General features: G+C 69.9%; 26 protein-coding genes, 5 tRNA genes and 1 other RNA gene. 22 read left to right on the top strand and 10 right to left on the bottom strand.

The genetic code is table 11. The features are described 5' to 3' along the window. Nucleotides 1-68 precede the first annotated feature (68 nt). The 6 genes from lon (at nucleotide 69) to FHR56_RS11090 (ending at nucleotide 5,597) form a co-directional block, all read left to right on the top strand. Entirely contained in the window at nucleotides 69-2,537 is a 2,469-nt protein-coding gene (gene lon, locus FHR56_RS11115; RefSeq protein WP_184502509.1) for an endopeptidase La, read from the top strand. An 88-nt stretch (nucleotides 2,538-2,625) separates the two neighbouring features. Continuing rightward, nucleotides 2,626-3,039 (top strand): HU family DNA-binding protein, encoded by a 414-nt coding sequence (locus tag FHR56_RS11110; RefSeq protein WP_157835168.1) that lies wholly within the window; start codon nucleotides 2,626-2,628, stop codon nucleotides 3,037-3,039. A gap of 11 nt (nucleotides 3,040-3,050) precedes the next feature. After that, nucleotides 3,051-3,125 (top strand) — tRNA-Val (locus FHR56_RS11105). A 27-nt stretch (nucleotides 3,126-3,152) separates the two neighbouring features. After that, nucleotides 3,153-3,229, top strand: a tRNA-Asp gene (locus tag FHR56_RS11100). A 117-nt stretch (nucleotides 3,230-3,346) separates the two neighbouring features. After that, nucleotides 3,347-3,423, top strand: a tRNA-Asp gene (locus FHR56_RS11095). 185 nt (nucleotides 3,424-3,608) lie between these two features. Further along, a complete protein-coding gene (locus FHR56_RS11090) occupies nucleotides 3,609-5,597 on the top strand; it encodes a peptidylprolyl isomerase (RefSeq protein WP_184502508.1) in 1,989 nt (662 codons plus the stop codon). A gap of 432 nt (nucleotides 5,598-6,029) precedes the next feature. Here FHR56_RS11090 and FHR56_RS11085 read toward each other — a convergent pair whose 3' ends face one another. Together FHR56_RS11085 and gloB are read right to left on the bottom strand one after the other, a co-directional pair. Then, a complete protein-coding gene (locus FHR56_RS11085) occupies nucleotides 6,030-7,241 on the bottom strand; it encodes a lytic transglycosylase domain-containing protein (protein WP_184502507.1) in 1,212 nt (403 codons plus the stop codon). Beyond that, complete coding sequence (gene gloB / locus FHR56_RS11080) at nucleotides 7,238-8,005, bottom strand: hydroxyacylglutathione hydrolase (RefSeq protein ID WP_184502506.1); 768 nt, start codon at nucleotides 8,003-8,005, stop codon at nucleotides 7,238-7,240. Before gloB ends, FHR56_RS11085 begins: the two co-directional genes overlap by 4 nt. A 12-nt stretch (nucleotides 8,006-8,017) precedes the next feature. Here gloB and FHR56_RS11075 point away from each other — a divergent pair, with 12 nt between their 5' ends. The 3 genes from FHR56_RS11075 to dnaQ are packed head-to-tail and all read left to right on the top strand — an operon-like array spanning nucleotide 8,018 to nucleotide 9,916. Continuing rightward, nucleotides 8,018-8,677 carry a hypothetical protein gene (locus FHR56_RS11075; RefSeq protein WP_184502505.1) on the top strand — a complete coding sequence of 220 codons (660 nt, stop codon included), beginning with the start codon at nucleotides 8,018-8,020 and terminating at the stop codon, nucleotides 8,675-8,677. A gap of 13 nt (nucleotides 8,678-8,690) precedes the next feature. Next, on the top strand, nucleotides 8,691-9,149 hold the full coding sequence (gene rnhA, locus FHR56_RS11070; protein ID WP_017907823.1) for a ribonuclease HI: 459 nt from the start codon (nucleotides 8,691-8,693) through the stop codon (nucleotides 9,147-9,149). Nucleotides 9,150-9,178: 29 nt separating this feature from the next. After that, nucleotides 9,179-9,916, top strand: a complete 738-nt coding sequence (dnaQ, locus tag FHR56_RS11065; protein ID WP_184502504.1) for a DNA polymerase III subunit epsilon — start codon at nucleotides 9,179-9,181, stop codon at nucleotides 9,914-9,916. A gap of 196 nt (nucleotides 9,917-10,112) precedes the next feature. On the opposite strand, the gene FHR56_RS11060 is transcribed toward dnaQ, so the two are convergent. Next, nucleotides 10,113-10,817 (bottom strand): protein phosphatase 2C domain-containing protein, encoded by a 705-nt coding sequence (locus FHR56_RS11060; RefSeq protein WP_048490132.1) that lies wholly within the window; start codon nucleotides 10,815-10,817, stop codon nucleotides 10,113-10,115. Between the two features lie 209 nt (nucleotides 10,818-11,026). Between FHR56_RS11060 and FHR56_RS11055 the strand changes: the two genes are divergently transcribed. Both FHR56_RS11055 and FHR56_RS11050 read left to right on the top strand, forming a co-directional pair. Beyond that, nucleotides 11,027-11,117, top strand: a tRNA-Ser gene (locus tag FHR56_RS11055). Nucleotides 11,118-11,400: 283 nt separating this feature from the next. Then, a complete protein-coding gene (locus FHR56_RS11050; RefSeq protein WP_184502503.1) occupies nucleotides 11,401-11,805 on the top strand; it encodes a DUF6165 family protein in 405 nt (134 codons plus the stop codon). A 47-nt stretch (nucleotides 11,806-11,852) separates the two neighbouring features. Here the strand turns inward: FHR56_RS11050 and FHR56_RS11045 are convergent, their stop codons facing one another. Further along, nucleotides 11,853-12,107: a DUF2798 domain-containing protein gene (locus tag FHR56_RS11045; RefSeq protein WP_184502502.1), complete on the bottom strand. Its 255-nt coding sequence runs from the start codon at nucleotides 12,105-12,107 to the stop codon at nucleotides 11,853-11,855. A 199-nt stretch (nucleotides 12,108-12,306) separates the two neighbouring features. After that, complete coding sequence (locus FHR56_RS11040) at nucleotides 12,307-13,362, bottom strand: glycosyltransferase family 9 protein (RefSeq protein ID WP_184502618.1); 1,056 nt, start codon at nucleotides 13,360-13,362, stop codon at nucleotides 12,307-12,309. A 20-nt stretch (nucleotides 13,363-13,382) separates the two neighbouring features. Here FHR56_RS11040 and FHR56_RS11035 point away from each other — a divergent pair, with 20 nt between their 5' ends. From FHR56_RS11035 to FHR56_RS11005, 7 genes are read left to right on the top strand one after another with little or no spacing between them, the layout of a single operon-like run. Beyond that, entirely contained in the window at nucleotides 13,383-14,132 is a 750-nt protein-coding gene (locus FHR56_RS11035; protein WP_184502501.1) for a 3-deoxy-D-manno-octulosonic acid kinase, read from the top strand. Beyond that, nucleotides 14,132-14,890 carry an MBL fold metallo-hydrolase gene (locus FHR56_RS11030; RefSeq protein ID WP_184502500.1) on the top strand — a complete coding sequence of 253 codons (759 nt, stop codon included), beginning with the start codon at nucleotides 14,132-14,134 and terminating at the stop codon, nucleotides 14,888-14,890. Before FHR56_RS11035 ends, FHR56_RS11030 begins: the two co-directional genes overlap by 1 nt. After that, nucleotides 14,887-15,921, top strand: a complete 1,035-nt coding sequence (gene moaA / locus FHR56_RS11025; protein WP_184502499.1) for a GTP 3',8-cyclase MoaA — start codon at nucleotides 14,887-14,889, stop codon at nucleotides 15,919-15,921. The genes FHR56_RS11030 and moaA overlap by 4 nt, the downstream gene beginning before the upstream one ends. A 3-nt stretch (nucleotides 15,922-15,924) precedes the next feature. Then, nucleotides 15,925-16,299: a nuclear transport factor 2 family protein gene (locus tag FHR56_RS11020; RefSeq protein WP_184502498.1), complete on the top strand. Its 375-nt coding sequence runs from the start codon at nucleotides 15,925-15,927 to the stop codon at nucleotides 16,297-16,299. Between the two features lie 31 nt (nucleotides 16,300-16,330). Further along, nucleotides 16,331-16,849: a cyclic pyranopterin monophosphate synthase MoaC gene (gene moaC, locus FHR56_RS11015; protein ID WP_184502497.1), complete on the top strand. Its 519-nt coding sequence runs from the start codon at nucleotides 16,331-16,333 to the stop codon at nucleotides 16,847-16,849. Next, a complete protein-coding gene (locus tag FHR56_RS11010; RefSeq protein ID WP_184502496.1) occupies nucleotides 16,846-17,091 on the top strand; it encodes a MoaD/ThiS family protein in 246 nt (81 codons plus the stop codon). Before moaC ends, FHR56_RS11010 begins: the two co-directional genes overlap by 4 nt. Before the next feature lie 3 nt (nucleotides 17,092-17,094). Continuing rightward, nucleotides 17,095-17,541 carry a molybdenum cofactor biosynthesis protein MoaE gene (locus FHR56_RS11005; RefSeq protein ID WP_184502495.1) on the top strand — a complete coding sequence of 149 codons (447 nt, stop codon included), beginning with the start codon at nucleotides 17,095-17,097 and terminating at the stop codon, nucleotides 17,539-17,541. A gap of 437 nt (nucleotides 17,542-17,978) precedes the next feature. Here FHR56_RS11005 and ffs read toward each other — a convergent pair. Beyond that, nucleotides 17,979-18,075, bottom strand: an RNA gene (ffs, locus tag FHR56_RS11000) — signal recognition particle sRNA small type. Nucleotides 18,076-18,332: 257 nt separating this feature from the next. After that, nucleotides 18,333-18,425: transfer RNA gene (locus FHR56_RS10995), tRNA-Ser, on the bottom strand. Nucleotides 18,426-18,659: 234 nt separating this feature from the next. On the opposite strand from FHR56_RS10995, the gene dnaX reads away from it, so the two are divergent. The 4 genes from dnaX (at nucleotide 18,660) to FHR56_RS10975 (ending at nucleotide 22,089) form a co-directional block, all read left to right on the top strand. Further along, entirely contained in the window at nucleotides 18,660-20,513 is a 1,854-nt protein-coding gene (dnaX, locus tag FHR56_RS10990; protein ID WP_184502494.1) for a DNA polymerase III subunit gamma/tau, read from the top strand. Between the two features lie 6 nt (nucleotides 20,514-20,519). Continuing rightward, nucleotides 20,520-20,840 carry a YbaB/EbfC family nucleoid-associated protein gene (locus FHR56_RS10985; protein WP_017909282.1) on the top strand — a complete coding sequence of 107 codons (321 nt, stop codon included), beginning with the start codon at nucleotides 20,520-20,522 and terminating at the stop codon, nucleotides 20,838-20,840. A 212-nt stretch (nucleotides 20,841-21,052) separates the two neighbouring features. Beyond that, a complete protein-coding gene (recR, locus tag FHR56_RS10980; RefSeq protein ID WP_019802203.1) occupies nucleotides 21,053-21,667 on the top strand; it encodes a recombination mediator RecR in 615 nt (204 codons plus the stop codon). A gap of 74 nt (nucleotides 21,668-21,741) precedes the next feature. Further along, complete coding sequence (locus tag FHR56_RS10975) at nucleotides 21,742-22,089, top strand: histidine triad nucleotide-binding protein (RefSeq protein WP_010342491.1); 348 nt, start codon at nucleotides 21,742-21,744, stop codon at nucleotides 22,087-22,089. Nucleotides 22,090-22,172: 83 nt separating this feature from the next. Here FHR56_RS10975 and FHR56_RS10970 read toward each other — a convergent pair whose 3' ends face one another. The 3 genes from FHR56_RS10970 to FHR56_RS10960 are packed head-to-tail and all read right to left on the bottom strand — an operon-like array spanning nucleotide 22,173 to nucleotide 25,586. Continuing rightward, nucleotides 22,173-22,691 (bottom strand): Slp family lipoprotein, encoded by a 519-nt coding sequence (locus FHR56_RS10970; protein ID WP_184502493.1) that lies wholly within the window; start codon nucleotides 22,689-22,691, stop codon nucleotides 22,173-22,175. Continuing rightward, nucleotides 22,688-24,637: a DUF3488 and transglutaminase-like domain-containing protein gene (locus tag FHR56_RS10965; protein ID WP_184502492.1), complete on the bottom strand. Its 1,950-nt coding sequence runs from the start codon at nucleotides 24,635-24,637 to the stop codon at nucleotides 22,688-22,690. Before FHR56_RS10965 ends, FHR56_RS10970 begins: the two co-directional genes overlap by 4 nt. Beyond that, nucleotides 24,630-25,586, bottom strand: coding sequence for a DUF58 domain-containing protein (locus FHR56_RS10960; RefSeq protein WP_160946386.1), 957 nt, complete (start codon nucleotides 25,584-25,586; stop codon nucleotides 24,630-24,632). Before FHR56_RS10960 ends, FHR56_RS10965 begins: the two co-directional genes overlap by 8 nt. Nucleotides 25,587-25,589 lie beyond the last annotated feature (3 nt).

Genomic DNA, 25,589 nt, shown 5'->3' with positions numbered 1-25,589 from the left:
CATAACGGGGCCATCGGCGTTTTTATGGCCGCCCGCATCGCGTTCCCGCCTCCCAAATCGGAATCCTCATGGCCCAGTCCCAATCCGAAGTCCTCGACCTGCCGGTCCTGCCGTTGCGCGACGTCGTGGTCTTCCCGCACATGGTCATCCCGCTGTTCGTCGGTCGCGACAAATCCATGCGCGCGCTCGAGCACGCGATGGAGGCCGACAAGCGCATCCTGCTGGTCGCGCAGAAATCCGCCGAGACCGACGATCCGGCGGCGGCCGACCTGTACAACGTCGGCACGCTGGCGCAGGTGCTGCAACTGCTGAAGCTGCCCGACGGCACCATCAAGGTGCTGGTCGAGGGCCTGTCGCGGGTCAGCGTCGACAAGGTCGCCGAGCGCGACGGCGCGCTGCAGGGCGAAGGCCGCGAGATCGATGCCGCCGAATCGCGCGAGGAGCGCGAGGTCGAGGCGATCGCGCGTTCGCTGATGTCGCTGTTCGAGCAGTACGTCAAGACCAACCGCAAGCTGCCGCCGGAACTGCTGCAGACCCTGTCCGGCATCGACGAGCCCGGCCGCCTGGCCGACACCATCGCCGCGCACATCGGCGTGCGCCTGGCCGACAAGCAGCGCCTGCTGGAAACGCTGGAAGTGGGCGAGCGCCTGGAGATGCTGGTCGGCCTGGTCGACGGCGAGATCGACGTGCAGCAGCTGGAGAAGCGCATCCGCGGCCGGGTCAAGTCGCAGATGGAGAAGAGCCAGCGCGAGTACTACCTCAACGAGCAGATGAAGGCGATCCAGAAGGAACTGGGCGACCTCGACGACGCGCCGGGCGAGCTGGAGGAGCTGGCGCGCAAGATCGCCGAGGCCGGCATGCCCAAGCCGGTGGAGACCAAGGCCAAGGCCGAACTCAACAAGCTCAAGCAGATGTCGCCGATGTCGGCCGAAGCCGCGGTGGTGCGCAACTACCTCGACTGGCTGCTGGGCGTGCCGTGGAAGAAGCGCAGCAAGGTGCGCAAGGACCTCAAGGTCGCGCAGGAAACCCTCGACGCCGATCACTACGGCCTGGAGAAGGTCAAGGACCGCATCCTCGAGTACCTCGCGGTGCAGTCGCGGGTGAAGCAGATGAAGGGGCCGATCCTGTGCCTGGTCGGACCGCCGGGCGTGGGCAAGACCTCGCTGGGCCAGTCCATCGCCAAGGCGACCAACCGCAAGTTCGTGCGCATGTCGCTGGGCGGCGTGCGCGACGAGGCGGAGATCCGCGGTCACCGCCGTACCTATGTCGGCTCGATGCCGGGCCGCATCGTGCAGAACCTCAACAAGGTCGGCAGCAAGAATCCGCTGTTCGTGCTCGACGAAATCGACAAGATGTCGATGGACTTCCGTGGCGATCCGTCGTCGGCGCTGCTGGAAGTGCTCGACCCCGAGCAGAACAACGCCTTCAACGACCATTACCTGGAAGTGGACCTGGACCTGTCCGAAGTGATGTTCGTGGCGACCTCCAATTCGCTGAACATCCCCGGTCCGCTGCTGGACCGCATGGAAGTGATCCGTATCCCCGGCTACACCGAGGACGAGAAGCTCAACATCGCCACGCGCTACTTGGTACCCAAGCAGCTCAAGGCCAATGGCCTGAAGCAGGATGAGCTGGAGATCGGTGCCGACGCGATCCGCGACGTCGTGCGCTACTACACGCGCGAATCCGGCGTGCGCAACCTCGAGCGTGAAGTCGCCAAGATCTGCCGCAAGGTGGTCAAGGAAATCGCCCTGGCCGGTCCGCAGCCGGCAGCCCTGGCGAAGAAGGCTGCGGCGAAGAAGGGCGTCGCGCGCAAGGACAAGGCGCGGGTCGTCGTCGGCTCGAAGAACCTGGACAAGTACCTGGGCGTGCGCCGCTACGACTTCGGCCGTGCCGAGGAGCAGAACGAGATCGGCCTGGTGACCGGCCTGGCCTGGACCGAGGTCGGTGGCGATCTGCTGCAGATCGAATCGACCCTGGTCCCGGGCAAGGGCGCGGTGATCCTGACCGGCCAGCTCGGCGATGTGATGAAGGAATCGGCGTCGGCGGCGTTGTCGGTGGTGCGTTCGCGCGCCGAGCGGCTCGGCATCGAGGCGGACTTCCTGCAGAAGCACGACGTGCATCTGCACGTGCCCGATGGCGCGACGCCGAAGGACGGCCCCAGTGCCGGCATCGCGATGGTGACCTCGCTGGTGTCGATGCTGACCAAGGTGCCGGTGAAGGCGGACGTGGCGATGACCGGTGAGATCACCCTGCGTGGCCGCGTCTCGGCGATCGGTGGCCTCAAGGAGAAGCTGCTGGCCGCGCTGCGCGGCGGCATCCGTACCGTGCTGATCCCGGAGGAGAACCGCAAGGATCTGGCCGACATCCCGGAGAACGTCACCCGCGATCTGAAGATCGTGCCGGTGAAGTGGATCGACGAAGTGCTGGATCTGGCGCTGGAGCGTCCGCTTGCGCCGAAGCCTGTCGCCGATGCCGACCAGGCGCCGTCGCGGCGCAAGCAGAAAGCATCCTCGAACCCGCGCGTCAAGCACTGACGCGCGCTGAACCGCACCCGCGCAAACGGCCCAAACCCGCGCCGTTGTTGGCTTTTCGGCTTGCGCGGGTATGGGCCCGCTGGTATAAATGCAGCGCTTGCGAGCACCGCGAACGGGCGTGCTTGGTAGTGCAAAACATATCCATCGGGGTCTCGCTCAGGCGAGGCAGGCCACGCCGACACCCGATCCTCAATCCGCGGTCTTCTGCCGCACATGGAGTCATCAAGAAATGAATAAAGCCGAACTGAACGACGCGATCGCCGCTGCCGCCGATATTTCCAAGGCCGAAGCCGGTCGTGCCATCGACGCCTTCGTGTCGGAAGTGACCAAGGCCCTGAAGAAGGGCGACAGCGTCACGCTCGTGGGCTTCGGCACCTTCCAGGTGCGCGACCGTGCCGAGCGCACCGGCCGCAACCCGAAGACCGGCGACTCCATCAAGATCGCCGCGTCGAAGAATCCGACGTTCAAGGCTGGTAAAGCGCTGAAGGATGCCGTAAACTAATCGACTCGCTAGGGTGCTTAGCTCAGCGGTAGAGCGTCTCCTTTACACGGAGAGGGTCGGGGGTTCGAAACCCTCAGCACCCACCAGAGCACCAAGCGACAAGTTTCAAAAGCGGAGTGGTAGTTCAGTCGGTTAGAATGCTGGCCTGTCACGCCGGAGGTCGCGGGTTCGAGTCCCGTCCACTCCGCCAGTTGTACCGAAGCCCCCGAGCGATCGGGGGTTTCGTTTCTCGCAGTCGCCGCCACGCACCAGCGTTGGCCCGGCCACTTCGGGAAAGCGGGCCTCGCGCCCGCCTCCGTTCAAACGCGGAGTGGTAGTTCAGTCGGTTAGAATGCTGGCCTGTCACGCCGGAGGTCGCGGGTTCGAGTCCCGTCCACTCCGCCATTTGTACGCGAAACCCCCGAGCGATCGGGGGTTTCTTTTTTCTGCGTCACGCCTGTTTTCGTCCGCTGCCCGCTCCCGATCCGCCGCCGCGGCGCATGACCGGCGCGGGGGCCGGGCCGGCGGTTCTGCCGCAGGGCGTGAAGCGGGTTAAACTGCGCGGCTCGCCAATAGGCCGTCGGTTCCCAATGCTGCAGAAACTTCGCGAAAAGACCTCGGGCTGGATCGCCACCGCGATCATCGGTCTGTTGATGATTCCGTTCCTGTTCGTCATCGACAACAGCTACCTCGGTGGCGTCGGTGCCAACAATGTCGCCAAGGTGCAGGCACCGCCCTCGTGGTGGTCGTCGGCGCCGTCGTGGTGGCCGGTGTCGCTGCTGTGGCAGCACCACGAAGTGAGCACGGAACAGTTCCGTACCCGCTTCGAGCAGGCGCGCATCCAGGCGCGCGAGCAACAGGGCGAGGATTTCGATCCGCGTGCGTTCGAAAGCATCGACAACAAGCGCAAGCTGCTCGATCAGTTGATCGACGAGCAGGTGGCCAAGCTGTCGGCCGAACGCGCCGGCGTGGTCATCGGCGATGCCGCGGTACGCGATTACATCAGCGCCATGCCTGCGTTCCAGAACGACGGCAAGTTCGATCCGGAGCGCTACCGCCTGGCCCTGGCCTCGGGCACGCCGCCGCGCACGCCGACCATGTTCCAGCAGTTGGTGCGCGATGCGCTGCAGCAGTCGGTGATTCCGTCCGGCCTCGCAGAATCGGCGTTCGCCACCAAGCAGGAGACCGATCGCCTGCTGAAGATGCTGGGCGAGACCCGCGACGTGGAAATGGCGTTGCTGCCGGAGATGCCGGCCGATACCGCGCCGGTGAGCGACGCGCAGGTGCAGCAGTGGTACGACTCGCACAAGTCCGACTTCAAGCAGCCGGAAACCGTGACGATCGAGTACGTCGACCTCAATGCGGCCAACCTGCCGCCGGTCAAGCCGGCCGACGAGGCGACGCTGCGCAAGCGCTACGACGATGAGAAGGCGCGCTTCGTCGAGCCCGACCAGCGACTGGCCTCGCACATCCTGATCAGCGCCGGCAAGGACGCGGCCTCGCAGAAGGCGGCCGAGGCCAAGGCGGCCAAGCTGGCGGCCGAAGCCAAGCAGCCCGGCGCCGATTTCGCCGCGCTGGCCCGCGCCAACTCCGACGACCCGGGCTCCAAGAACGCCGGTGGCGATCTGGGCTGGGTGGAGAAGGGCGTGATGGTGAAGCCGTTCGAGGATGCGCTGTTCGCGATGAAGCCCGGCGAGATCGTCGGCCCGGTGAAGAGCGAATTCGGCTATCACATCATCCAGCTGCGCCAGGTCAAGGGCGGCGAAGGCAAGTCGTTCGAGCAGGTGCGCGACCAGCTCGCCAGCGAGCAGTTGAAGGCCGACAGCGAGAAGGCCTTCAGCGAGTTGAGCGGCAAGCTGGTGGACCTGGTCTACAAGAACCCGACCGCGCTGGCCTCGGCCGCGAAGGAAGTGGGTCTGCCGGTGCAGACGCTGGGGCCGTTCTCGCGCGCCAACGCCAGCGGCATCGCCGCACAGCCGGCGGTGCTGCGCGCCGCGTTCTCCGACACCCTGGTGCAGGACGGCACGGTCAGCGACCCGATCAACCTCGGGCCGAACCACAGCGTGCTGATCCGCGTGACCCAGCACCAGCCGGAGCAGATCCAGCCGCTGGCCAAGGTGCACGAGCAGGTGGTGGCCGCGGTGCATGCCGACCGCACCGCCAAGGCCGCCGCCGCCAAGGCCGACGCGCTGCTGGCGCGCCTGCGCAAGGGCGAGAGCCTGCAGGCCCTGGCCGGCGCGGAGAAGCTGCAGATCAACCCGATGCCGGGTTTGCCGCGCAACGTGCCGATGCCGAGCGCGCAGGCCAGCCAGGCGATCTTCAGCGCACCGCAGCCGGTCGACGGCAAGCCGTCGGTGGGCAAGGTCGAACTGCCTGCGGCCCCGGGCACGGTGGGCAAGCGCTATGCGCTGTTCGCGGTCACCAAGGTGACGCCGGGCGACCTGAGCAAGGTACCGGCCGAGCAGCAGACCATGTTCCAGCAGCAGCTGGCGCAGATCGACGGCGCGGCCGATGCCAAGGCCTACGTCGATGCGATGCGCAAGCACTACAAGATCAGCGTGCAGGAGTCGCAGCTGTAACAGCGGCGCCGCCGACGCGGGAGATGACGCAACAGGCCCGGCTTTGCCGGGCCTGTTGCGTTTCAGGGGTGTCCACATGCGCGCGTTGCCGCGGGAAGTGCGCAACGTTGGCGCGCAAGTGCGCGGCGTGCGCCTGTCGATCGCCGGCAGGTTCGAGTGGTGGCGTGAATGGGCGGCAGGCGGTACGGCCGCCGCTTCGGCTGGCGCGAGGCCCTGCGCGCTAAGCGGTGATCGAGGCCGGACTTGCTCTTGGAGGGTCAGTGCGCGCGGTTGCCGTCGGTGCTGGGCCCGGTACCAGCCTGCATTGCAGACGCGCGTGGCGGTGTAGGCGCCGTTCGGGCCGGCGGCAATGGGCGGCCGTCTCCGCGGCATGGGCACAACCGCCGGCGTTGTCGCCTGTAACGGACGTCGTCCCGCCGTGGCGGGAACGCGTCAGTCCTCGTAGCTCAGCACCATGCCGGGGCGCAGCACGCTGCGTGCGGACAGGCCGTTCTTCATCAACAGCGCCTGTACGGTGATGCCGTAGCGCTTGGCGATGTTCCAGGCGGTGTCGCCGTCGCGCACGGTGTGGGTGTGGCGGGAGCGCGCACCAGCGCGTGCGCCACGGCGCGGCGCGGGGCTGTCGTCGGTGCTGGCCACGGTGGCGACGACCGGGGCGTCGTCCTGCGCCGGCAGTGCGGTGTCCTGGGCCAGCACGGGGCCGCCCAGGCTGCGGGGCGCCAGCACCGGCAGCGCGCGCTTGGCGCTGCGGCCGCTGCCCAGGGCCGGATTCAGCCGTGCGAGCTGGTTGCCCTGCAGCGCCTGGCGCCGTGCCCAGTCGTCCAGCGCCATCCCGGCCGGCAGCGTCTGCGCCTGCAGGATCGGCACGTCGCGATCCAGGGACGCCATCCATTCGTCGCGGGTCTGCGCCTGTTCCAGCACGCAGGCCAGCGCGTGCAGCTTCTCGACGTAGGCATAGGTGACCGAGGACAGCCCGGGCAGCTTGTCCGGCTGGGCGTTCTGCGCATTCATGCCGGCGCGGCGCATCGACTGCAGCACGCGGTACTCGCCGGCGTTGTAGGCCATGATCGCCAGGCGCCAGTCGCCGCCGAACATGCCGTGCAGGGTCTTCAGGTAGCGCACCGCGGCGCGGGTGGAGTCCACCGCGGACAGGCGGCCGTCGTAGCCGTTCTCCAGCGGGACATCGTGGTTGCGCGCGGTGCCGGGGATGAACTGCCATAGGCCTGCGGGGCCGCTGCTGTTGCGCGCGGCCGGGCGGTAGCCGCTCTCCACGAACGGGATCAGCGCGAACTCGGTCGGCAGGTTGGCCGCGCGCAGTTCGTCGACCACGTAGCCGAACAGCGGCAGTACGTCCTCATCCTCGTCGGCCAGACGCGAGGGCGCGCGCGAGAACTGCTGCTGCCAGCGCGCATCAGTGGCGCCGGCGTCGCAACGCGCGTCGGCCAGGCCGTCGCGGAAGCGGGCGAGGATGTCGTGCCCGTTACGGGTGGTGGGCGGCGGTAGCGCCGCCGCATCCGTCGGCAGACCGTTCAGGCCGGCCACGGTCTGCTCGAGTGCCGCCGCAAGCGGGGTCGCGGCCGCCGCGGGGGGCGCCGCCGACGCCATCGCCAGCGTCAGCGCCGCCGTCAACGCCAGCGCCCTCATGCGCGGAAATCGTCTTTCCAGCGCCTCAGTTCGGCGAAGACTTCCACCTCGTCGGACACCCCCCGGCCGAGCCGGGCGCCGATCGCCTGCTGGATCGCCGCCGAGGCGGTGCGCAGGAACGGATTGGTCGCCAGTTCGCTGGCGAGTGTGACGGGAACGGTGGGGCGGGCAGCATGACGCATGGCCTGGGCTTCCTGATGGCGCTGCCGCAGGGCAGCGTTGGTGGGATCGACCGTGACGGCGAATGCCGCATTGGCCAAGGTGTATTCGTGTCCGCAGCAGACCAGCGTCTGCCCCGGGAGGGCGGACAGGCGCTGCAGCGAACCCAACATCTGGGAGGGCGTACCTTCGAACATGCGCCCACAGCCCAGGCTGAACAGCGTATCGCCGCTGAACAGGTGGCCCTGGCCGACGTACGCCAGATGCGAGCGGGTGTGGCCGGGGACGGCCAGGGTATCGAACTGCCAGTCCAGCACCTTCACGATGTCGCCGTCGCCGACCCGCTCGCACGGAAATCCGGCGATCCGCGGATCGTCCGGCGCGTACACCGGCAGGTCCGGCCAGCGCTCGCGCAGCGTGGCGACGCCGCCGATGTGGTCGTCGTGGTGGTGGGTGAGCAGGATGGCGGCGGGCTGCAGCCCCTGTGCCGCGGCCTCCAGCACCGGCTCGGCCTGGCCGGGGTCGACCAGCAGCGCACGCCCGTCGTCCGTGGCGATCGCCCAGATGTAGTTATCCTGGAATGCGGGCAGGGCGATCAGTCGCATAGAATTGGCACCATGCCTGCCGTGTCGCTCCCCCGTCAAGCCAACGTCTCATCCTGGTTTGATACGGCCGGGGCGCAGGCGCTGCTCCAGGCCGAGCAGCCGCTGATCCTCGACGCCCTGCTCAAGCGCCCCGCGCAGCCCTGGCTGTGGTTGGCGCCGGTGCCGCTGCCGCCCCCGGGGCGCGAGTTGCCGGGGCGGGGTGTGCGCCTGCACCGCAGCGCCCGCGGCTATGCCGGCGACCTGGTGTGCACCTTGCCGCTGCCGCTGCCGTCGGAGAGCGTCAACGCGATCGTCCTGCAGCACGTGCTCGCCGCCGACGCGGCGGCGCTGCTGGAGGAATGCGAGCGCATCCTGATGCCGGGCGGCCGCCTGTGGCTGTTCGCGCTCAACGCGATGAGCCCGTACCGGCTGCGCTGGCGGCGGCAGGGCCTGGTGGCGCGCCCGCCGGGCAGCTGGCGCGGCCTGCTCGAGCAGACCGGCCTGCCGTGCGTGGAGCAACTGCGCTATCTCGGGCCGGTATGGCCGACCCGCGGCGGCGTCGGCCCGGCCACCTCCGCCGCACCGCTGCGCGCGGTCTGCCTGCTGCAGGCCGAGAAACGCACCGCCGCCGGCATCGGCCCCATCCCGTTGCGCGCGCCGGTCCGCTGGCGCGGCTCGATCGCTTCCATTTGATTTGCGGAGTTTCATGAAGACTGTCGACATCCATACCGATGGCGCCTGCCTCGGCAATCCCGGCCCCGGCGGCTGGGCCGCGTTGCTGCGCTACAAGGGACTGGAGCGCGAAGTGGCCGGCGCCGAGGCGCACACCACCAACAACCGCATGGAGCTGATGGCCGCGATCATGGCCCTGGAGACGCTCAACGAGCCGTGCCAGATCGTGCTGCACACCGACTCGCAGTACGTGCGCCAGGGCATCACTGAATGGATGCCGGGCTGGGTGCGGCGGCAGTGGAAGACCGCCGGCGGCGATCCGGTCAAGAACCGCGACCTGTGGGAACGGCTGCACGCCGCCGCGCAGCGGCATACGATCGACTGGCGCTGGGTCAAGGGCCACAACGGCGACCCGGACAACGAGCGGGTCGACCAGCTGGCGCGCAACCAGGCCCTGCACGTGCGCGCCGGCGGCGCCGCGGTCGCGACCTGATCCTGTCTTCCTTCTCAGCTGCGAGTCCCATGCGTCAGATCATCCTCGATACCGAAACCACCGGCCTGGAATGGAAGAAGGGCAACCGCGTCGTCGAAATCGGCGCGGTGGAACTGCTCGAACGCCGCCCCAGCGGGCGCAACTTCCACCGCTACCTGCGCCCGGACTGCGATTTCGAACCCGGCGCGCAGGAAGTCACCGGCCTGACCCTGGACTTCCTCGCCGACAAGCCGGAATTCCACGAGGTGGTCGATGAATTCCTGGAGTTCATCGACGGCGCCGAGCTGATCATCCACAACGCGTCGTTCGACCTGGGGTTCCTGGACTACGAGCTGTCGCGGCTGGGCGAGTCCTACGGCCGCATCCTCGACCGCGCCACGGTGATCGACACCCTGCTGCTGGCGCGGGAGCGCTTCCCCGGCCAGCGCAATTCGCTGGACGCGCTGTGCAAGCGGCTGGGCGTGGACAACTCGCACCGGCAGCTGCATGGCGCGCTGCTCGATGCGCAGATCCTCAGCGACGTGTACATCGCGCTGACCTCGGGTCAGGAAGAGATCGGTTTCGCCCTGGCCGAGGACGGCGCCGCGCATGCGGCCGCGCAGGGGCCGGCGTTCGACATGACGATGCTGCTGCCGCGGCCGCGGGTGTTGCCGACCGCCTCGGAGCTGGAGGCGCACCAGGCGCGGCTGGAGAAGCTGCGCAAGAAGGCCGGCCGCGCGCTGTGGGACGACGCCGAACCGGTCGTGGCGGAAGCGGTGGCCGGCTGAGGACGCCTCGAATGACGACGGGACGGATGTTGTAGGAGCGGCTTCAGCCGCGATGGAGCGTTCCCGGTAAAGCCCCGTCGCGGCTGCAGCCGCTCCTACAGGCCAGCCTGGCCGACTTGAGCGTTAAGACTGCAAGTATCCAGCGGTGCCCTGACGTGGGTTGCGCGGACGGAGCGGCGGCCGCGCCGCACCGAATTCAGTGGCAGCGCACCAGGATCGCGGTGATGTTGTCCGAGCCGCCTTCGTCGAGCGCAGCGGCGACCAGCATGTCCACGCACTCCTGCGCGCTGCAGTCGTCGTGGCCCAACGCGCTGGCCAGGCCGGCATCGTCCACTTCCTCGGTCAGCCCGTCGCTGCACAGCAGCAGGCGCATGCCCGGGCGCAGTTCGCCGGTCATCGTGGCCACGTTCAGGTGCTGCGGGTCGGTGACGCCCAATGCCTGGGTGACCACGTTGCGGTGCGGATGCGCGCGGGCCTGCTCGGCGGTGAGGGCGCCCTGGGCGATCAGTTCCTGCACGTAGCTGTGGTCCTGGCTGAGCTGGGCCAGCTTGCCGTCGCGCCACAGGTAGGCGCGGCTGTCGCCGACCCAGGCCACCTCGAAGCGGTTGCCCTGTACCCGCGCGGCCACCACCGTGGTACCCATCGGCAGGGTGTCGTTGCGGCGCTGCGAGGCGCGGATGATTTCCTCGTCGGCGATGCGGATGGCCTGCGCCAGCGCGGTGCCGCCGCGCACTTCGCGGACGATGGCCTCGCGCGCCAGGGCGCTGGCGACCTCGCCGCAGGCATGGCCGCCCATGCCATCGGCCACCAGCCACAGCCCCAGTTCGTGGTCGCCGTAGTAGGTGTCCTCGTTGAGGTCGCGGCGCAGGCCGACGTGGGTGAGGTGTCCGAATTCGATCATTGCGCGCCTGCGGCCGGCCGGTGTTTTCTGGGGTCGAGGGGCATCATCGCGGTCGCGCGCGGATCAGGCAATCGCCGGGCGCAGCGCCAAGCAGGCGGGGTTCATCGCCCCGCGCCGCCGGGCGCCTGTGGAGGCGTCGGCGCCGGGCCGCTTGTCCGCGCGCGGCGGGAACCGTATGATGCACGCCCCCGGTCCGCCGGGGACCACCCGGGAAGGTGGCAGAGTGGTTGAATGTACCTGACTCGAAATCAGGCAGGCGTTTATAGCGCCTCGGGGGTTCGAATCCCCCCCTTCCCGCCAGTTCTATCGCGCACAGGCCCTTCAGCGGTCGCAGAGCGTGATCAGCGCAGGTGTGGGTGGGGAGAAGCCCCGCGGGTTCGACCCATCGGCGACAGCCGATGCGCACGGCGCAGCCGCCCGCAGGGCGAGGTGCAGCATGCACCGAGTGCATCCCCCCTTCCCGCCAGTTCCGCATGAGGCCCCGTCAGGGGCCTTTTGCTTTTTTGATGCGCGCGACAGCGTGCCGACGCCGCTTTAAGACGCGGCCGTTACACTCTCCCTTCTCCTGTTTGTGGTGTCTGCCATGTCCGAAATCCTGGTGCCCGTGTCCTTCGGCGAACTGCTCGACAAGATCGCCATCCTGCAAATCAAGTCCGAGCGCATCGAGGATCCGACCAAGCTGGCCAATGTGCACGCCGAACTGTCGGCGCTGGAAAAGACCTGGATGGCGCATCCGGCGGCCGGCGGCGACGTGGCGCGCCTGCGCGCGGAGCTGAAGGCGGTCAACGAGCGCCTGTGGGTGATCGAAGATGAGATCCGGATCAAGGAGAAGGCGCAGGCCTTCGACGAGGAGTTCATCAAGCTCGCGCGCAGCGTGTACTACGAAAACGACGAGCGCGCGCGGCTCAAGAAGGACATCAACCTGGCCCTGGGCTCCAGCTACGTGGAAGAGAAGTCCTACCAGGACTACCGCAACGCCTCGGCCTGAGAGTGGTGCCCGGGAGGCGTTGCCGTCTCCCGGGCACGGGACTGCCTTCAGTCGCGCGCAACCAGCAGGCCGGTCAGGCGCCGCACCAGCGGCAGGACCAGCAGCAGGGTCGGGAAGGCGACCAGCCAGGACAGCGCCCAGGCGCCGAGCCAGAGCGTGCCGACGCCGGGCGCCAAGCCGACGCTGCGCAGGGTGCTGATCATCGAGACGATGCAGGTCATCAGCACCGACAGCAGCAGCGGGGTCACCCAGGCAGCATGGCGCGGGGACAGCTTGCGGGCAAACAGCGGGGAACGTGACATTGCGGACTCTCCGTAAGCCGGTCGATCGAAGGCGCCACCCGCCATTGGCCTGCCAGGCCTGGACGGGAAACAGCCCCGGACGGATCCGGCGCAGTTGGCGCGTTGATTGACGTAAACGCTTACGGCGGCTCCTGCGGGCCAGTTCGGCGGCAGGACGCGCGGCGGATGGTAGAGCGACGCCAGCGCCGCCGCAATGGCTTCAGTGGCCGTGGTCGGCGCGGTAGCGCTCGAACGCGGCGATCGCATCGTCCACCGCGATGAGGTCCATTATCCCGTCGAATTCGATCTTGCTGCCCCACTTCAGCTGCGCGGCCGGCTTTCCCAGGTACTTGCGCGCGGCAGCGTCGTACTTGTCCACGCAGTAGCGGATATCCGAATACGGGCCGCTGCGGCGCGGGTTGCTCGCCGCGTGCAGGCCCAGCACCTTGGTGCCCATCGCGTTGGCGATGTGCATGGGGCCGGAGTCGGGTGTCATGACCAACGCCGCGCGCTGCAGCAGCGCCGGCAGTTGCTTGAGCGTGTCGCGGCCGACCAGGTCGAGCACCGGCGTGCGCGCCGTGGCGACGATGGCGTCGGCGGTACTGCGCTCCAGATCGCTGCGGCCGCCGCACAGCACCACCCGCCAGCCCTGCGCGGCGGCATGGTCGGCCACCGCGGCGTAGCGCTCGGCATACCAGTTGCGGCGCTGGTGGCTGGAGCAGGGCGAGATCAGCAGCGCCGGACGGCCGTCGTCGGGCCATTGCGCGCGCGCCCAGGCATGGGCGTCGTCGGGCACCGGCAGGTCCCAGCGCACCTCGGTCTGGCGCAGGCCCAGCGGCTCGCAGAAGCTGCCGATCGCATCCAGCACGTGGATGCCGGGGCGGTCGGGGATGCGCTCGTTGACGAACAGGCCGTGCAGATCCTTGGAGCGGCTGCGGTCGTAGCCGATGCGGCGGCGCGCCGGCACGAACGCCGACAGCACGTTGGCGCGCAGCGCCACCTGCATCTGCAGCAGCGCGTCGAAGCCTTGTGCCGGCAGCTCGTGGCGCAAGGCGCGCATGCCGGCCAGGCCGCTGCGCTTGTCGTAGGTGTGGAACGCAACGCCCGGCAGGCCCTCCAGCAGCTTGTGCCCGGCTTTGTCGATGATCCAGTGCAGCGCCGGCGCCGGCGCCTGCGGCCAGGCGCGCTGCAGGGTCCGCACCAGCGGCACCACGTGGGTCACGTCCCCCAGCGCCGACAGGCGCAACAGGCACAACGAAGGGAGCGTTGCCGGCATGGTGTTGTTAGACTCGCTGGATGGTTGCATTCGACGCCACCGAAGCGCTGACGCCGTACCGCGAGGGCCGCGGATACGGGGCCATTCTGTTCGACCGCGAACGACTGCGGCAAGCCGAGCCGTCGCTGTTCTCCGCCGTCGCCTGGGGCGAACGCGCTCGCCCGGTGGATGCCGGCGGCCGCGGCGGCGCCTGGTTCGTCGATGCCCCGTTCGGCAGCTGCGTGCTGCGCCAGTACCGCCGCGGCGGGCTGGTCGCCAAGCTGGTCCGCGACCGTTACCTGTGGACCGGCGCCGATCGCACCCGCAGCTTCGCCGAGTTCCGGCTGATGCGTGCGTTGATCGCGCGCAAGCTGCCGGTGCCGCGCCCGCTGGCGGCCTGCTACCTGCGCCAGGGATTGCGCTATCGCGCAGCGATCCTGATGGAGCGGCTGGAAGGCGTGCGCTCGCTGGCCGATCGCGCGCATCTGGCCGGCCGCGGCGCGCCGTGGGAGGAAGCGGGGCGGCTGATCGCGCGCTTCCATCGCGCCGGTCTCGACCACGCCGACCTCAATGCGCAGAACATCCTGTTCGACGGCAACGGCCGCGGCTGGCTGATCGATTTCGATCGCGGCGTGCTGCGCATTCCCGCCACCCGCTGGCGCGAGCGCAACCTCAAGCGGCTGCGTCGTTCGCTGCTGAAGCTGCGCGGCGAGCGCAGCGTCGATGCGGTGGAGAAGGATTACGCGCGGCTGCGCCGCGCCTACGACCTGGCCTGGGAGCGCGGCTGCTGATGACGGACTGGGCGCTGCGCTTCCAGGGCGTGGGCAATGCCTCGGCGGTGACGTTGGGTTCGCCGATGGCCACCATCGAGCGCGATGGCCGGCCGTGGCTGACCATCGACTGCGGCGGCGAAGGGCTGACCGCTTACCAGGCGCACTACGGGGTGATGCCGCAGGCGCTGTTCGTCACCCACGTGCATATGGACCATGTGGCCGGCTTCGAACGGCTGTTCGTGGACAGCTATTTCTCTGCGCGCCGCGGCAAGGTGCGGCTGTACGTGCCGGCCACGGTGGTGTCGCTGCTGCACCGGCGGGTGGCCGACTATCCGAACGTGCTGGCCGAGGGTGGCGCCAACTTCTGGGACGCGTTCCAATTGATCGCGGTGGGCGATGCGTTCTGGCACGAGGGCGTGCGCCTGGAGGTGTTCCCGGCGCGCCACCACTGGCCGGAGACCGCCTACGGCCTGCGCTTGCAGGGCGCGCTGGTATGGAGCGGTGATACCCGGCCGATCCCGGAAATGCTGAACCGCTATGCCGACGACGGCGAGCTGGTGGCGCACGACTGCGGTCTTCACGGCAACCCGTCGCATACTGGGGTCGACGACCTGGAGCGGGAATACCCCGCCGAGCTGCTGCAACGGACGATGCTCTACCACTACGCCAGCGACGAAGATGCCGAGGCCCTGCGCGCGCGCGGCCACCGCGTGGCGCGCCCGGGCCAGTGCGTGGCGCTGGCAGCGCCGCGCGCGCCGCAGGTACCGGCGGGATGAACGCGCTGCCGCGTCTGCCGCTCGCGTCGGCGACGCCTGCGGACCGGCGCGGGCGGCCGTTGCGCGACCTGCGCCTGTCGGTGATCGAGGCCTGCAACTTCCGCTGCGGCTACTGCATGCCCGCCGACAAGGTGCCGGACGACTACGGCTTCGACGCCGCGTCGCGGCTGTCGTTCGCGCAACTGGAGACCCTTGCCCGCGCCTTCGTCCGCAACGGCGTCAACAAGCTGCGCTTGACCGGCGGCGAGCCGCTGCTGCGCCGCGATCTGCCCGAGTTGGTGCGGCGGCTGGCGCGCATCCCTGGCGTGGACGATCTGGCCATGACCACCAACGGCGCGCTGCTGGCGCGGCACGCGCACGCCTTGCGCGAGGCCGGCCTGCGCCGGGTCACGGTCAGCCTGGATGCGATCGAGCCGGCGGTGTTCCGGCAGCTGTCCGGCGGCCGTGGCGAGATCGCGCAAGTGTTGGAGGGCATCGACGCGGCGGTGGCGGCCGGGCTTGGGCCGGTCAAGCTCAACTGCGTGGTCCAGCGCGGCATCAACGACGACCAGGTGCTGCCGTTGCTGGCGCATTTTCGCGGCAGCGGCCATGTGCTGCGCTTCATCGAATACATGGACGTGGGCACCTGCAATGCCTGGCGCCGCGAGCGGGTGGTGCCGGCCGCCGAACTGCGCGATCGCATCGCCGCGCGCTGGCCGCTGCAGGCGCTGGCGCCGCATTACTCAGGCGAGGTCGCCGCGCGCTACGCCTTCGCCGACGGCGGCGGCGAGATCGGCTTCGTCACTTCGGTCAGCGCGCCGTTCTGCGGCGATTGCCACCGTGCCCGCGTCTCGGCCGATGGCCATCTATACACCTGCCTGTTCGCGGGCGAGGGCACCGACCTGCGGCCGGCGCTGGCCGGTGGCGAAGAGATGCTGGCCGAGCGTGTGCGTGCGCTGTGGGAGCGTCGCGACGATCGCTACAGCGAACTGCGGGGCGCGGCGTCGGCCACGCGCGGCAAGCACGTCGAAATGTTCCTGATCGGCGGTTGAGCGATGGACGCCGCAGTGCAAGACGCGCTGGTCGCGCTGGAGCTGGACTTGCTGGAGCCGGCGGTGCGTGCCTCGGCGACGCGCGTGGCTGAACTGCTCGACGACGCCTTCGTCGAGTTCGGCGCCTCCGGGCGCTGCTTCGACAGGCCGGCGGTGCTGCAGGCGTTGGCGGTGGAGTCGGGCGACTTCCGCTACCGCGCCTTCGACATCCAGGTGCAGTCGCTGGCGCCGGATCTTGCGCAAGTGCGCTATCGCAGCGAGCGCAGCGGCGGCGGCGAGCCGCCGCGGCAGGCGCTGCGCAGTTCGCTGTGGCAGCGCCGTGACGACAGATGGCGCATGCTGTTCCACCAGGGCACGCCGATCCCCGGCGGCGCTTGAAGATCGCGCCGTGGGAGCGGCAGCGCAGTCCATGACCAAGAAGACCTCCGCCACGTCCGCGCGCGCCGCCGCGCCGGCGCTGACCCACCTGGACCCGCAGGGGCTGCCGACCATGGTCGACGTCTCCGCCAAGACCGCCACCGCGCGCGTGGCGGTGGCGCAGGCGCAGGTGCGCTTTCCCGCGGCCGTGGCTGCGCAGTTGCGCGCCGACGCGCTGCGCAGCGTGAAGGGCGGCATCGTCGACACCGCGGTGATCGCCGGCACCATGGCGGTCAAGCGCACCCACGAACTGATTCCGTTCTGCCATCCGCTGCCGATCGACGGCTGCCGCTTCGCCATCGACTGGCGCTCGCCGCAGGTGCTGGGCATCGAATGCACGGTGCGCACCGTGCACCGCACCGGCGTGGAGATGGAGGCGCTGACCGGCGCCAGCGTCGCCGCGTTGACCGTCTACGACATGTGCAAGGCCTTGACCCACGCGATGACCATCGGCCCGGTGCGACTGGTCGGCAAGCGCGGCGGCAAGCGCGATGTCGGGAGCGTGGCATGAGCGCCTCGGTGACCGTGCTGTACTTCGCCAGCCTGCGCGAGGCCGCGGGCCTGGAGCGCGAACAGGTGAGTACCGATGCGCCCGATCTGCGTGCGCTGTACGCCGAACGCGATGCCCGCCACGGCCTGCGCTGGCCGGCGGAGCGGTTGCGGGTGGCGGTCGACGGTGCCTTCGCGGGCTGGGACGAAGCGGTGCGCGACGGTAGCGAAGTGGTGTTCATCCCGCCGGTCTCGGGAGGCTGAGCCATGTCCACCGAACCGCGTTTCCGCCTGGCCGACCATCCGCTCGACATCGCCACGCTGCGCGCCCCGCTGGCGCACGCCCAGGCTGGTGCCTATGCCAGCTTCGAAGGCTGGGTGCGCGACCACAACGACGGCCGTGCGGTCGACGGCCTGCACTACGAGGCCTACGCCGCGCTGGCCGAGGCCGAGGGCCAGCGCATCGTCGACGAGGCGCTGGCCCGCTTCGCCATCCTCGACCTGCGCTGCGTGCACCGCGTCGGCGAACTGGCGATCGGCGACCTGGCGGTCTGGGTCGGCGTGGTCGCTGCGCACCGTGGCGCCGCGTTCGATGCCTGCCGCTACCTCATCGACGAGGTCAAGGCGCGCGTGCCGATCTGGAAGCGCGAACGCTATCGCGACGGCGATGCGGGATGGCTGCATCCGGAGACGCAGGCGGCGCAACCCGATTAGCGGCGCGCGCGATCAGGTGTTGATCGTGTCTTCGTAGGGGAGGGGGTGGTAATCCCGCCGGCTGACCGCGCCAGGCATATCCCGCCGCCGTAAGACTCTCTGTGTCGTCGCCACGGCCGGAACGAATGACAGGCCGGGATGGCTGTTGCTTTCTGCAGGCGCAACCGCTGCACGCGATCTAGGCTGATCGTTCGTCGTCGTAGAAGGGTGGTAACCCCGCCGGCTGACCTCGGCGCCCGCGTCGATCGATACGCGCCGAAGTAGCGCCGCCGTTGTAGAGATGCTTGCGCCGTCGCCACGGCCGGTGCCAACGACTAGCCAGGGACCCGACGCGGGCGGAAGGCGTGGCGTACCGCAAGGATGCTCATGTCTGGCAGGACGCATCGCGCAGGCGATGTGTCTCCATGCGGCAGGCAGCGTTGCAGAAGGGGGTGGTAACCCCGCCGGCTGACCTCGGCGCCCGCGTCGATCGATACCGTTGCTGCCTTCCGGCCCTGGCGGGGTTTTCGACCTAGCGTCGCGAGGGGCCGACGGGGCCACCATAGAGACGAAACCGCGCCAGTGGCGTGGTCTTTCCCTTTGAGTCTTACGCCAACGGCGAAGCAACTCTGCGAGGGAAACGCATTCGAATCTGGCGGAGAGAGGGGGATTCACTCGGCATCTTCGATGCCTCGCCCTTCGGGCGGCTTCGCCGTGCAGGTAGCTACGCCACCTGTCGAACCCGGGGGTTCTCACCCCCTCCCAGGCGCCGGCGAAACTCACGCGACTGGGCCATCTCAACACTTTCAATCTGGCGGAGAGAGGGGGATTCGAACCCCCGAAGCGCGGTTTAGACGCTTACACACTTTCCAGGCGTGCTCCTTCAACCACTCGGACACCTCTCCGGGTCTTGCGCAGGCCATGCGGTCCGGGCAAGGGCGGGAATTCTAGCCGTCATGGCCGCTGTTCACAAGGCGAACGACGCCGGGGCGTGAACTGCGCTCATCTTCACCCTGTTCATCGTGGCAGGCAGCCCTGCACGACGGCCGGCGCGCGCGTGACGCCGGCTGACCGGGCGGCTGAACGATCGCGCTGGCCCGGCGTGGCACAATGGCGGTTCAGATGAAGACGGTCGCCTGATGTCCTATCTCGTTCTCGCCCGCAAGTGGCGCCCCAAGCGTTTCGCCGAGTTGGTGGGGCAGGAGCATGTGGTCCGCGCGCTCACCAACGCGCTGGACAGCGGCCGGGTGCATCACGCGTTCCTGTTCACCGGTACCCGCGGTGTCGGCAAGACCACCATCGCGCGCATCTTCGCCAAGTCGCTCAACTGCGAGCAGGGCACCAGCGCCGACCCGTGCGGTCAGTGCGCGGCCTGCCTGGACATCGATGCCGGGCGCTACATCGACCTGCTGGAGATCGACGCCGCGTCCAACACCGGCGTGGACGACGTGCGCGAGGTGATCGAGAACGCGCAGTACATGCCCTCGCGCGGCAAGTTCAAGGTCTACCTGATCGACGAAGTGCACATGCTCTCCAAGGCGGCGTTCAACGCGCTGCTGAAGACGCTGGAAGAGCCGCCGGAGCACGTGAAGTTCCTGCTCGCCACCACCGACCCGCAGAAGCTGCCGGTGACGGTGCTGTCGCGCTGCCTGCAGTTCAACCTCAAGCGCCTGGACGAGGAGCAGATCCAGGGGCAGATGACCAAGATCCTGGCCGCCGAGCAGATCGAGGTGGATGCCTCGGCGATCGTGCAGCTGGCCAAGGCGGCCGATGGCAGCCTGCGCGATGGTCTGTCGCTGCTCGACCAGGCCATCGCCTACGCCGGCGGTGCGCTGCGCGACGCGGTGGTGCGGGCGATGCTGGGCACGGTCGATCGCACCCAGGTCGGGGCGATGCTCGACGCGCTGGCCGATGCCGACGGGCAGCGGTTGCTGCAGGTGGTGGCCGGCCTGGCCGAGTTCTCGCCCGACTGGGGCGGGGTGCTGGAGGCGCTGGCCGAGGCCCTGCACCGCATCCAGGTGCGGCAACTGGTGCCGGGCGCGGCCACGCCCGCGCTGGATGGCCTGGACCCGGCACCGCTGGCCGAGCGCCTGCGTCCGGAGATCGTGCAGCTGTGGTACCAGATGGCGCTGAACGGGCGCCGCGACCTGTACCTGGCGCCGAGTCCGCGCGCCGGGTTCGAGATGGCGGTGTTGCGCATGCTGGCGTTCCGCCCGATGGGTGCCGCGGCGCTGCCGGCCGGCACCGCGACCGGTACGGCCACGCAAGGACACGGCCATGCGTCCGCGGCCGCTGCCAGCGCGCCCGCCGCGGCGATGGCGGCCCCTGTCGCGGTGACCACCGCCGTGCCGGCTGCGCCCGTCGCCGCCGCGCCGGCGCCGGTTCCTGCCGCGCCCATGGCGGCTGCGCCCAGTGCGGCCCCGGCCCCGCTGGATCCGCCCTGGGATCCGCCGGCAGCACGCCCGGCGCCGTCCGCGTCCGTCGCGACGCCGGCGCCAGCGGTGGTCCCGGCCGCCGCCGCCGAACCGGAAATGGCGATGGTGCCGCCGCTGGCACCGCCGCCGCGCACCCATGCCGCCGTGTCCGACACGCCGCGCGCGCTGCACAGCGCCGAGGACTGGCTCGAACTGGTCGCCGATTGCGGGCTGAGCGGCCCGTCGCGGCAGCTCGCCGCCAATGCCGCCTTCGTCAGCCATGCTGAAGGCGTGCTGCGGCTGTCGCTGTCGCCGGGCTTCGAATACCTGCAGTCCGAGCGCTCGCTCGGCGAACTGGCCGCGGCCCTGGCCGATGCGCTGGGCCAGCGCCCGAAGATCGTCATCGAAAGCGGCATCGCGGTCGATGCCGAAACCCTGCATGAGCGCTCGCACCGGCAACGCGGCGAGCGCCAGAACGCGGCCGAGACCGCGTTCATGAACGACCCGGCGGTGCAGGCGCTGATCCAGCAGCAAGGCGCGCGGGTCGTCCCCGATTCCATCCGTCCCTACGATGAGTGAACCACGATGCGCGGCAATATCGCCCAACTGATGCAACAGGCGCAGAAGATGCAGGAAAACCTGCAGCGCGCCCAGGAAGAACTGGCCAAGCTGGAAGTCACCGGCAGCGCCGGCGGCGGCATGGTCAACGTGACCCTGACCGGCGCCAAGGAGTGCCGCAAGGTGCGGATCGATCCGAGCATCCTGGCCGACCAGGAAATGGCCGAGGACCTGATCGCCGCCGCGTTCAACGACGCCTCCAACAAGATCGACGCCGAATCCAAGGCGCGCATGGGTGCGGCCACGGCCGGCATGCCGATCCCGCCGGGCATGAAGCTGCCGTTCTGAAGGGCCGGGATTCGGGATTCGGGAGTGGGGATTCGCGGTTTTTCGCGAGTGCGCTGCCCTTCCTGCTTCGGTGAATTCCTCTTGTAGGAGCGGCTTCAGCCGCGACCGGTCAGATCAAACCGTCGCGGCTGAAGCCGCTCCTACGAAAACATCGCGTGACAGCGATGTTTCCCTTACGAATCCCCAATCCCCACTCCCGAATCCCCAACCACATGAGCTCGCCGCTGCTCGAACAACTGATCGATGCGTTCCGCGTGTTGCCTGGCGTCGGCCAGAAGACCGCGCAGCGCATGGCCTACCACGTGCTCGAGCGCGAGCGCGAGGGTGGGCAGCGGCTGGCCGAGCGGTTGCACGAGGCGATCGAGCGCATCGGCCATTGCGCGCAGTGCCGCGATTTCAGCGAAACCGAGGTCTGCGCGATCTGCGCCAGTCCCGCCCGCGACCGCCAGCAGCTGTGCGCGGTGGAGTCGCCGGCCGACCGTTTGGCGATCGAGCACGCCACCGGTTACCGCGGCCTGTACTTCATCCTGCAGGGCCGGCTGTCGCCGCTGGACGGCATCGGCCCGCGCGAACTGGGCCTGGACCGGCTCGGCGCGCGGCTGGCGCAGGGCGAGGTGGCCGAGCTGATCATCGCCACCAATTCCACGGTCGAAGGCGAGGCCACCGCGCATTACCTGGCGCAACTGGCGCGCCAGCACGGCGTACGGCCGAGCCGGCTGGCGCAGGGCCTGCCGCTGGGCGGTGAACTGGAGTACGTGGATCGCGGCACGCTCTCGCATGCCTTCGGCAGCCGCAGCGAAGTGCCGCGCGCCGGCGCCGGCGAGTGACGCCGCACGTGGCTGCGGCGCGAGGCCGAATTGGGCTATAACGGCGGCCCATTCTTTCGTTCCGGGCGCGCTCCATGGACACCATCTTCGGCAAGATCATCCGTCGCGAAATTCCGGCCAGCATCGTCTACGAGGACGACGCCGTGCTCGGCTTCAAGGACATCGCGCCGCAGGCGCCGGTGCATGTGCTCTTCATCCCCAAGCAGGTGGAGATTCCGACCCTGGACGACCTGGCGCCGGAGCAGGCGACCCTGGTCGGCCGGCTGGTGCTGGCCGCGGCCAGCTATGCGCGCGAGCAGGGCCTGGCCCAGGACGGCTACCGAGTGGTGATCAACTGCCGCGAGCACGCCGGGCAGACGGTGTTCCATCTGCACCTGCATCTGCTCGCCGGCGCGCCGCTGGGACGCTTCGGCACGCCCTGAGTCGCGTGGCCTGCGCCAACCGGCAGGCATAAAAAAACGCCGCTGGATCAGCGGCGTTTTTCGTTGCGGCGCACGCGGCAGGCTTACCACCAGCCCCAGCGCGGACCCCACGGGCCCCAGCCCGGGCCCCAGGGGCCGTACGGGTAGGCGGGCACCACTTCGACCTGGCGCACCACCGGCCACAGGTAGACCACGTCCGCGTCCATCTTCGGCAGGCGGTAGTCGTACTCGCCGATGCGGGTGTTGTCGTAGCCGGACACGTGGCCGATGAAGGTCACCTCGCGGCCGGGTTCGAACACCGCCGGGTCGTAGAAGCCGGCGCGGCAGGCGATGAAGCGGCCATCGCTGGCGTCGGCCGCATCGCTGTCCGGGCGGCCGCTGGCATTGAGCGGACGCGACAGCATCTGGAAGCAGGTCTGGCCTTGGCCGGGGGTGGTCTTGATGATCTTGCCGCCCCAGCGCACCGGCGCGCCGGCCTGCTGGCCGGCGACCGAGTCGCGCGGGCTGACGGGCGCGAACTGGCCCTGCAGCGGCTTGGGGGCGGTGGCGCAGGCGCCGAGCGCCAACGCAGCGATCACGGGGAACAGCAGGCGAATCTTCATCGGGATGCTCCAGTGGGCGGACGGTGCCTGCGCAGGTCGCGCAACAATGAAGCGCTGTCCGAATCAGCGCCAGCGTAGCGCGCATCGGCGAAACGCCGGCTGAGCGGAATCAGGCTCGCATCGCCGGTTTCCCGCTGCACGCGCGCCGCCCATGCCACTGCCGGTTCGTGCGGTTCGCGGCCCTGGCCGCGCTTGGCGTAGCGCCGGCCCAGGCCGCGCCAGGCACGCAGCAAGGGATCGCGCTCGCGCTCGCCGCGGGCCAGCCACCATGCCATCGCGCCGAGCAGCAGCACGGCGAATCCGGCGAACAGCGCCACCAATTGGCCCGGCTCCAGCTTCGCCACGCCGAACTGGCTGAGCAGGCGCTGCTGGCGGTTGGCGTCGAAGGACAGCACCAGGTCGTTCCAGCCGCGCCGCGCCCAGTCGGCGAGGTCGCGCCAGCGCCAGTCGGCGTCACCGCCCTGCGCGCCGGCGCCGTTGCCGAGGCGGTCCTCCAGGGTGTCGTAGATGCGTTCCGGCGCCACCGCCGCGGTCGGGTCCACCCGCACCCAGCCGCGTTGCGGCAGCCACACCTCGGCCCAGGCGTGCGCGTCCATGCGCCGCACCACCCAGTAGCCGCCGAACGGGTTGCGGGTGCCGCCGGCATAGCCGGTGACCACCCGCGCGGGAATGCCGGCGCCGCGCATCAGCACCACGAACGCCGAGCTGAAGTGTTCGCAGAACCCGGCCTTCTGCTGGAACAGGAACTCGTCCACGCCGTTGCGGCCGGGCAGCGGCGTCTGCAGGGTGTAGGCGAAGTCGCGGCGGATCCATTGCAGGGCGCGGGCGACGATCGCCGCGTCGTCGGTGCCGGCCTGCTGCCGCCATTGCCGGGCCAGCGCCAGCGTGCGCGGGTTGTAGCCGGGCGGCAGCGCCAGCGCGCGCTGGCGCTGCGCCGCGTCCAGATCGGCCTCGACCCGCTGCGGCGGCGCCGAGCGCAGCCGCCAGCGGGTCAGTGCGCTGAGCGGGCGCTCGGTCTGCAGCACCGCGTCGGCGCTGAGCCGGGTGCCGGCCGGCGCCTGCCGCGGCAGGTCCAGGGCGACCAGTTGCCGGCGGTCGGTCGGTTCCATTTCGAGCTGGTAGTCCCAGCCGCCTGGTGCGAGTTGGATCGGGGGTGCCGGCGCGAAGACGTTGTCGCGGCGCGCACGCCAGGTGCGGCCGTCGAAATCCCACAGCACCGGGCCCCGCCAGTAGCGCTGCGCCGGGGCCGGCACCGGGCCGAAGAACTGCACGCGCAGCGCCGGGGTGTCGTCGGCCATCAGGTCCAGCCATTGCCCCGGACTCATCGTGTCGGACAGGCCGGGGCGGCCCATGGCGCGTTCCGGCACGCCCCACAGCGGCGAGCCCAGCCGCGGGAACAGCCAGAACGCGGCCAGCGCCAGCGGCAGGCCCAGCGCCAGCAGGCGGCCGACGCCGCGCAGTTGCCCGCGCAGCGGCCGTCGCGTGCTGTGGCCTTCCTGGTCGGCCAGGCGCTGCATGCACAGCAGCGCCGCGATCACCGCCGCCAGCCCCAGCGCCATCGTCACCGGCCCCTGGTCGAGCAGGAAGGCGGCGAACGGCGCGAACAGGGCGAAGCCGAGCAGGCTGCGCGCATCGCGCAGGCTATTCAGTTCCGAGGGTTTGATCGCCAGCATCGCCGCCAGCAGCGCGCAGCCGGTGTCGCGGCCGAAGCGCAGGCCGACCTGCCAGTACAGCGCCGCGAGCATCAGCGCGACCAGGGCCAGGCGCAGCAGCGCCGGCATCGGCCGCCACGCCGAACTGGCGCCGATCAGCAGCGCCGACAACGCGATCAGCCAGGCCAGCGTCGCGGGCAACTGCAGCAGCAGTGGCAGCAAGGCCAGCAGCGCCGCGCCCAGCGCCCAGGCGCGGCTGGCGGCATGCAGCGCGGGCGAGCGCGGCTCAGCCATGCGGCAGCAGCGCCAGCGCGCGCAGGCACAGGTGCCGGTGCTGCGGGCCGCGGCCCGGGCCCAGCGCCGGCTGCCCCGGCAACAGCAAACGGTAGCGGCGGCCGTCGCGTTCGGCTTCCTCGACCCAGCGCGCCAGCCGTGCGATGCGGCGTTCGTGCGGCAAGGCCGGCAGCGTGCGCCAGTCCAGCACCACGTCCACCCCGATCGGGCGTTCGTACTCGCGCACCAGCAGGGTGTCGCGGCGTGCCGAGTGCTTCCAGGCGATCGCCCGCGGCGCGTCGCCGGCGCGATAGGGACGCAACTGGTGCAGTTCCTCGCCGAGCGCGTGCAGGCGGGTCTGGGTCGGCGTGCCGGCGCCGGCCGGCAGCGGCGGGCCATCGGCTTCCGGTTGCGGATAGACCAGCAGCGCAGTGTCCGGCCAGAACCAGGCCCAGGCGCGCAGCAGGCCCAGCGGCTGGGTGGTGGACACCTGCACGCGCTGCAGGTCGAGCCAGCCGCGGCGCTCGGTAGGCACCTCCAGGTCGGCTTCGTTGCGGTCGTCGCGTTGCAGGTCCAGGTAGGTGTGCGCATCGCCGTGGCGCACGCGCAGGCCGCGTCGGCGGCGGCCGTCGGCGGTGGCCAGCGCCAACCGCAGGCGCAGCGGTTGCCCGGCGGCGACCGGTTCGGCCGACAGCGCCTCCAGCCGCAGTCCGGACAACTGCAGGTGGGCGACGATGGCGCTGGCCATCGCGGCCGCGCCGAGCAGCATCGCCAGCAGCAGCGCCGGGTTGTTGTTGTAGTTCAGCGCGCCGAGCAGCATCGCCGCCAGCAGCAGTGCCAGGAAGCCGCCGAACGGCGTCGGCAGGATGTAGATGCGGCGCCGGTCCAATTGCACCGGCAGGACTTCCGGCGCGCGCGGCGCGGCCAACTGCGCCAGTCGCTGCCGCCAGTCGCGCCGCCCGCCCGGCATCGG

Source organism: Xanthomonas sp. F10 (genome assembly GCF_014206815.1).
GTDB classification, from domain to species: Bacteria; Pseudomonadota; Gammaproteobacteria; order Xanthomonadales; family Xanthomonadaceae; genus Xanthomonas_A; species Xanthomonas_A indica.
The sequence above is the reverse complement of the archived record's forward strand: the minus strand, read 5'-3'. Positions and strand labels throughout refer to the sequence as shown.

Bases quoted from the DNA above. Each gene is read 5' to 3' on its own strand.
- lon (WP_184502509.1), top strand. From the start codon at position 69: ATGGCCCAGTCCCAATCCGAAGTCCTCGACCTGCCGGTCCTGCCGTTG.
- FHR56_RS11110 (WP_157835168.1), top strand. From the start codon at position 2,626: ATGCAGCGCTTGCGAGCACCGCGAACGGGCGTGCTTGGTAGTGCAAAA.
- FHR56_RS11090 (WP_184502508.1), top strand. From the start codon at position 3,609: ATGCTGCAGAAACTTCGCGAAAAGACCTCGGGCTGGATCGCCACCGCG.
- FHR56_RS11085 (WP_184502507.1), bottom strand. From the start codon at position 7,241: ATGAGGGCGCTGGCGTTGACGGCGGCGCTGACGCTGGCGATGGCGTCG.
- gloB (WP_184502506.1), bottom strand. From the start codon at position 8,005: ATGCGACTGATCGCCCTGCCCGCATTCCAGGATAACTACATCTGGGCG.
- FHR56_RS11075 (WP_184502505.1), top strand. From the start codon at position 8,018: ATGCCTGCCGTGTCGCTCCCCCGTCAAGCCAACGTCTCATCCTGGTTT.
- rnhA (WP_017907823.1), top strand. From the start codon at position 8,691: ATGAAGACTGTCGACATCCATACCGATGGCGCCTGCCTCGGCAATCCC.
- dnaQ (WP_184502504.1), top strand. From the start codon at position 9,179: ATGCGTCAGATCATCCTCGATACCGAAACCACCGGCCTGGAATGGAAG.
- FHR56_RS11060 (WP_048490132.1), bottom strand. From the start codon at position 10,817: ATGATCGAATTCGGACACCTCACCCACGTCGGCCTGCGCCGCGACCTC.
- FHR56_RS11050 (WP_184502503.1), top strand. From the start codon at position 11,401: ATGTCCGAAATCCTGGTGCCCGTGTCCTTCGGCGAACTGCTCGACAAG.
- FHR56_RS11045 (WP_184502502.1), bottom strand. From the start codon at position 12,107: ATGTCACGTTCCCCGCTGTTTGCCCGCAAGCTGTCCCCGCGCCATGCT.
- FHR56_RS11040 (WP_184502618.1), bottom strand. From the start codon at position 13,362: ATGCCGGCAACGCTCCCTTCGTTGTGCCTGTTGCGCCTGTCGGCGCTG.
- FHR56_RS11035 (WP_184502501.1), top strand. From the start codon at position 13,383: ATGGTTGCATTCGACGCCACCGAAGCGCTGACGCCGTACCGCGAGGGC.
- FHR56_RS11030 (WP_184502500.1), top strand. From the start codon at position 14,132: ATGACGGACTGGGCGCTGCGCTTCCAGGGCGTGGGCAATGCCTCGGCG.
- moaA (WP_184502499.1), top strand. From the start codon at position 14,887: ATGAACGCGCTGCCGCGTCTGCCGCTCGCGTCGGCGACGCCTGCGGAC.
- FHR56_RS11020 (WP_184502498.1), top strand. From the start codon at position 15,925: ATGGACGCCGCAGTGCAAGACGCGCTGGTCGCGCTGGAGCTGGACTTG.
- moaC (WP_184502497.1), top strand. From the start codon at position 16,331: ATGACCAAGAAGACCTCCGCCACGTCCGCGCGCGCCGCCGCGCCGGCG.
- FHR56_RS11010 (WP_184502496.1), top strand. From the start codon at position 16,846: ATGAGCGCCTCGGTGACCGTGCTGTACTTCGCCAGCCTGCGCGAGGCC.
- FHR56_RS11005 (WP_184502495.1), top strand. From the start codon at position 17,095: ATGTCCACCGAACCGCGTTTCCGCCTGGCCGACCATCCGCTCGACATC.
- dnaX (WP_184502494.1), top strand. From the start codon at position 18,660: ATGTCCTATCTCGTTCTCGCCCGCAAGTGGCGCCCCAAGCGTTTCGCC.
- FHR56_RS10985 (WP_017909282.1), top strand. From the start codon at position 20,520: ATGCGCGGCAATATCGCCCAACTGATGCAACAGGCGCAGAAGATGCAG.
- recR (WP_019802203.1), top strand. From the start codon at position 21,053: ATGAGCTCGCCGCTGCTCGAACAACTGATCGATGCGTTCCGCGTGTTG.
- FHR56_RS10975 (WP_010342491.1), top strand. From the start codon at position 21,742: ATGGACACCATCTTCGGCAAGATCATCCGTCGCGAAATTCCGGCCAGC.
- FHR56_RS10970 (WP_184502493.1), bottom strand. From the start codon at position 22,691: ATGAAGATTCGCCTGCTGTTCCCCGTGATCGCTGCGTTGGCGCTCGGC.
- FHR56_RS10965 (WP_184502492.1), bottom strand. From the start codon at position 24,637: ATGGCTGAGCCGCGCTCGCCCGCGCTGCATGCCGCCAGCCGCGCCTGG.
- FHR56_RS10960 (WP_160946386.1), bottom strand. From the start codon at position 25,586: ATGCCGGGCGGGCGGCGCGACTGGCGGCAGCGACTGGCGCAGTTGGCC.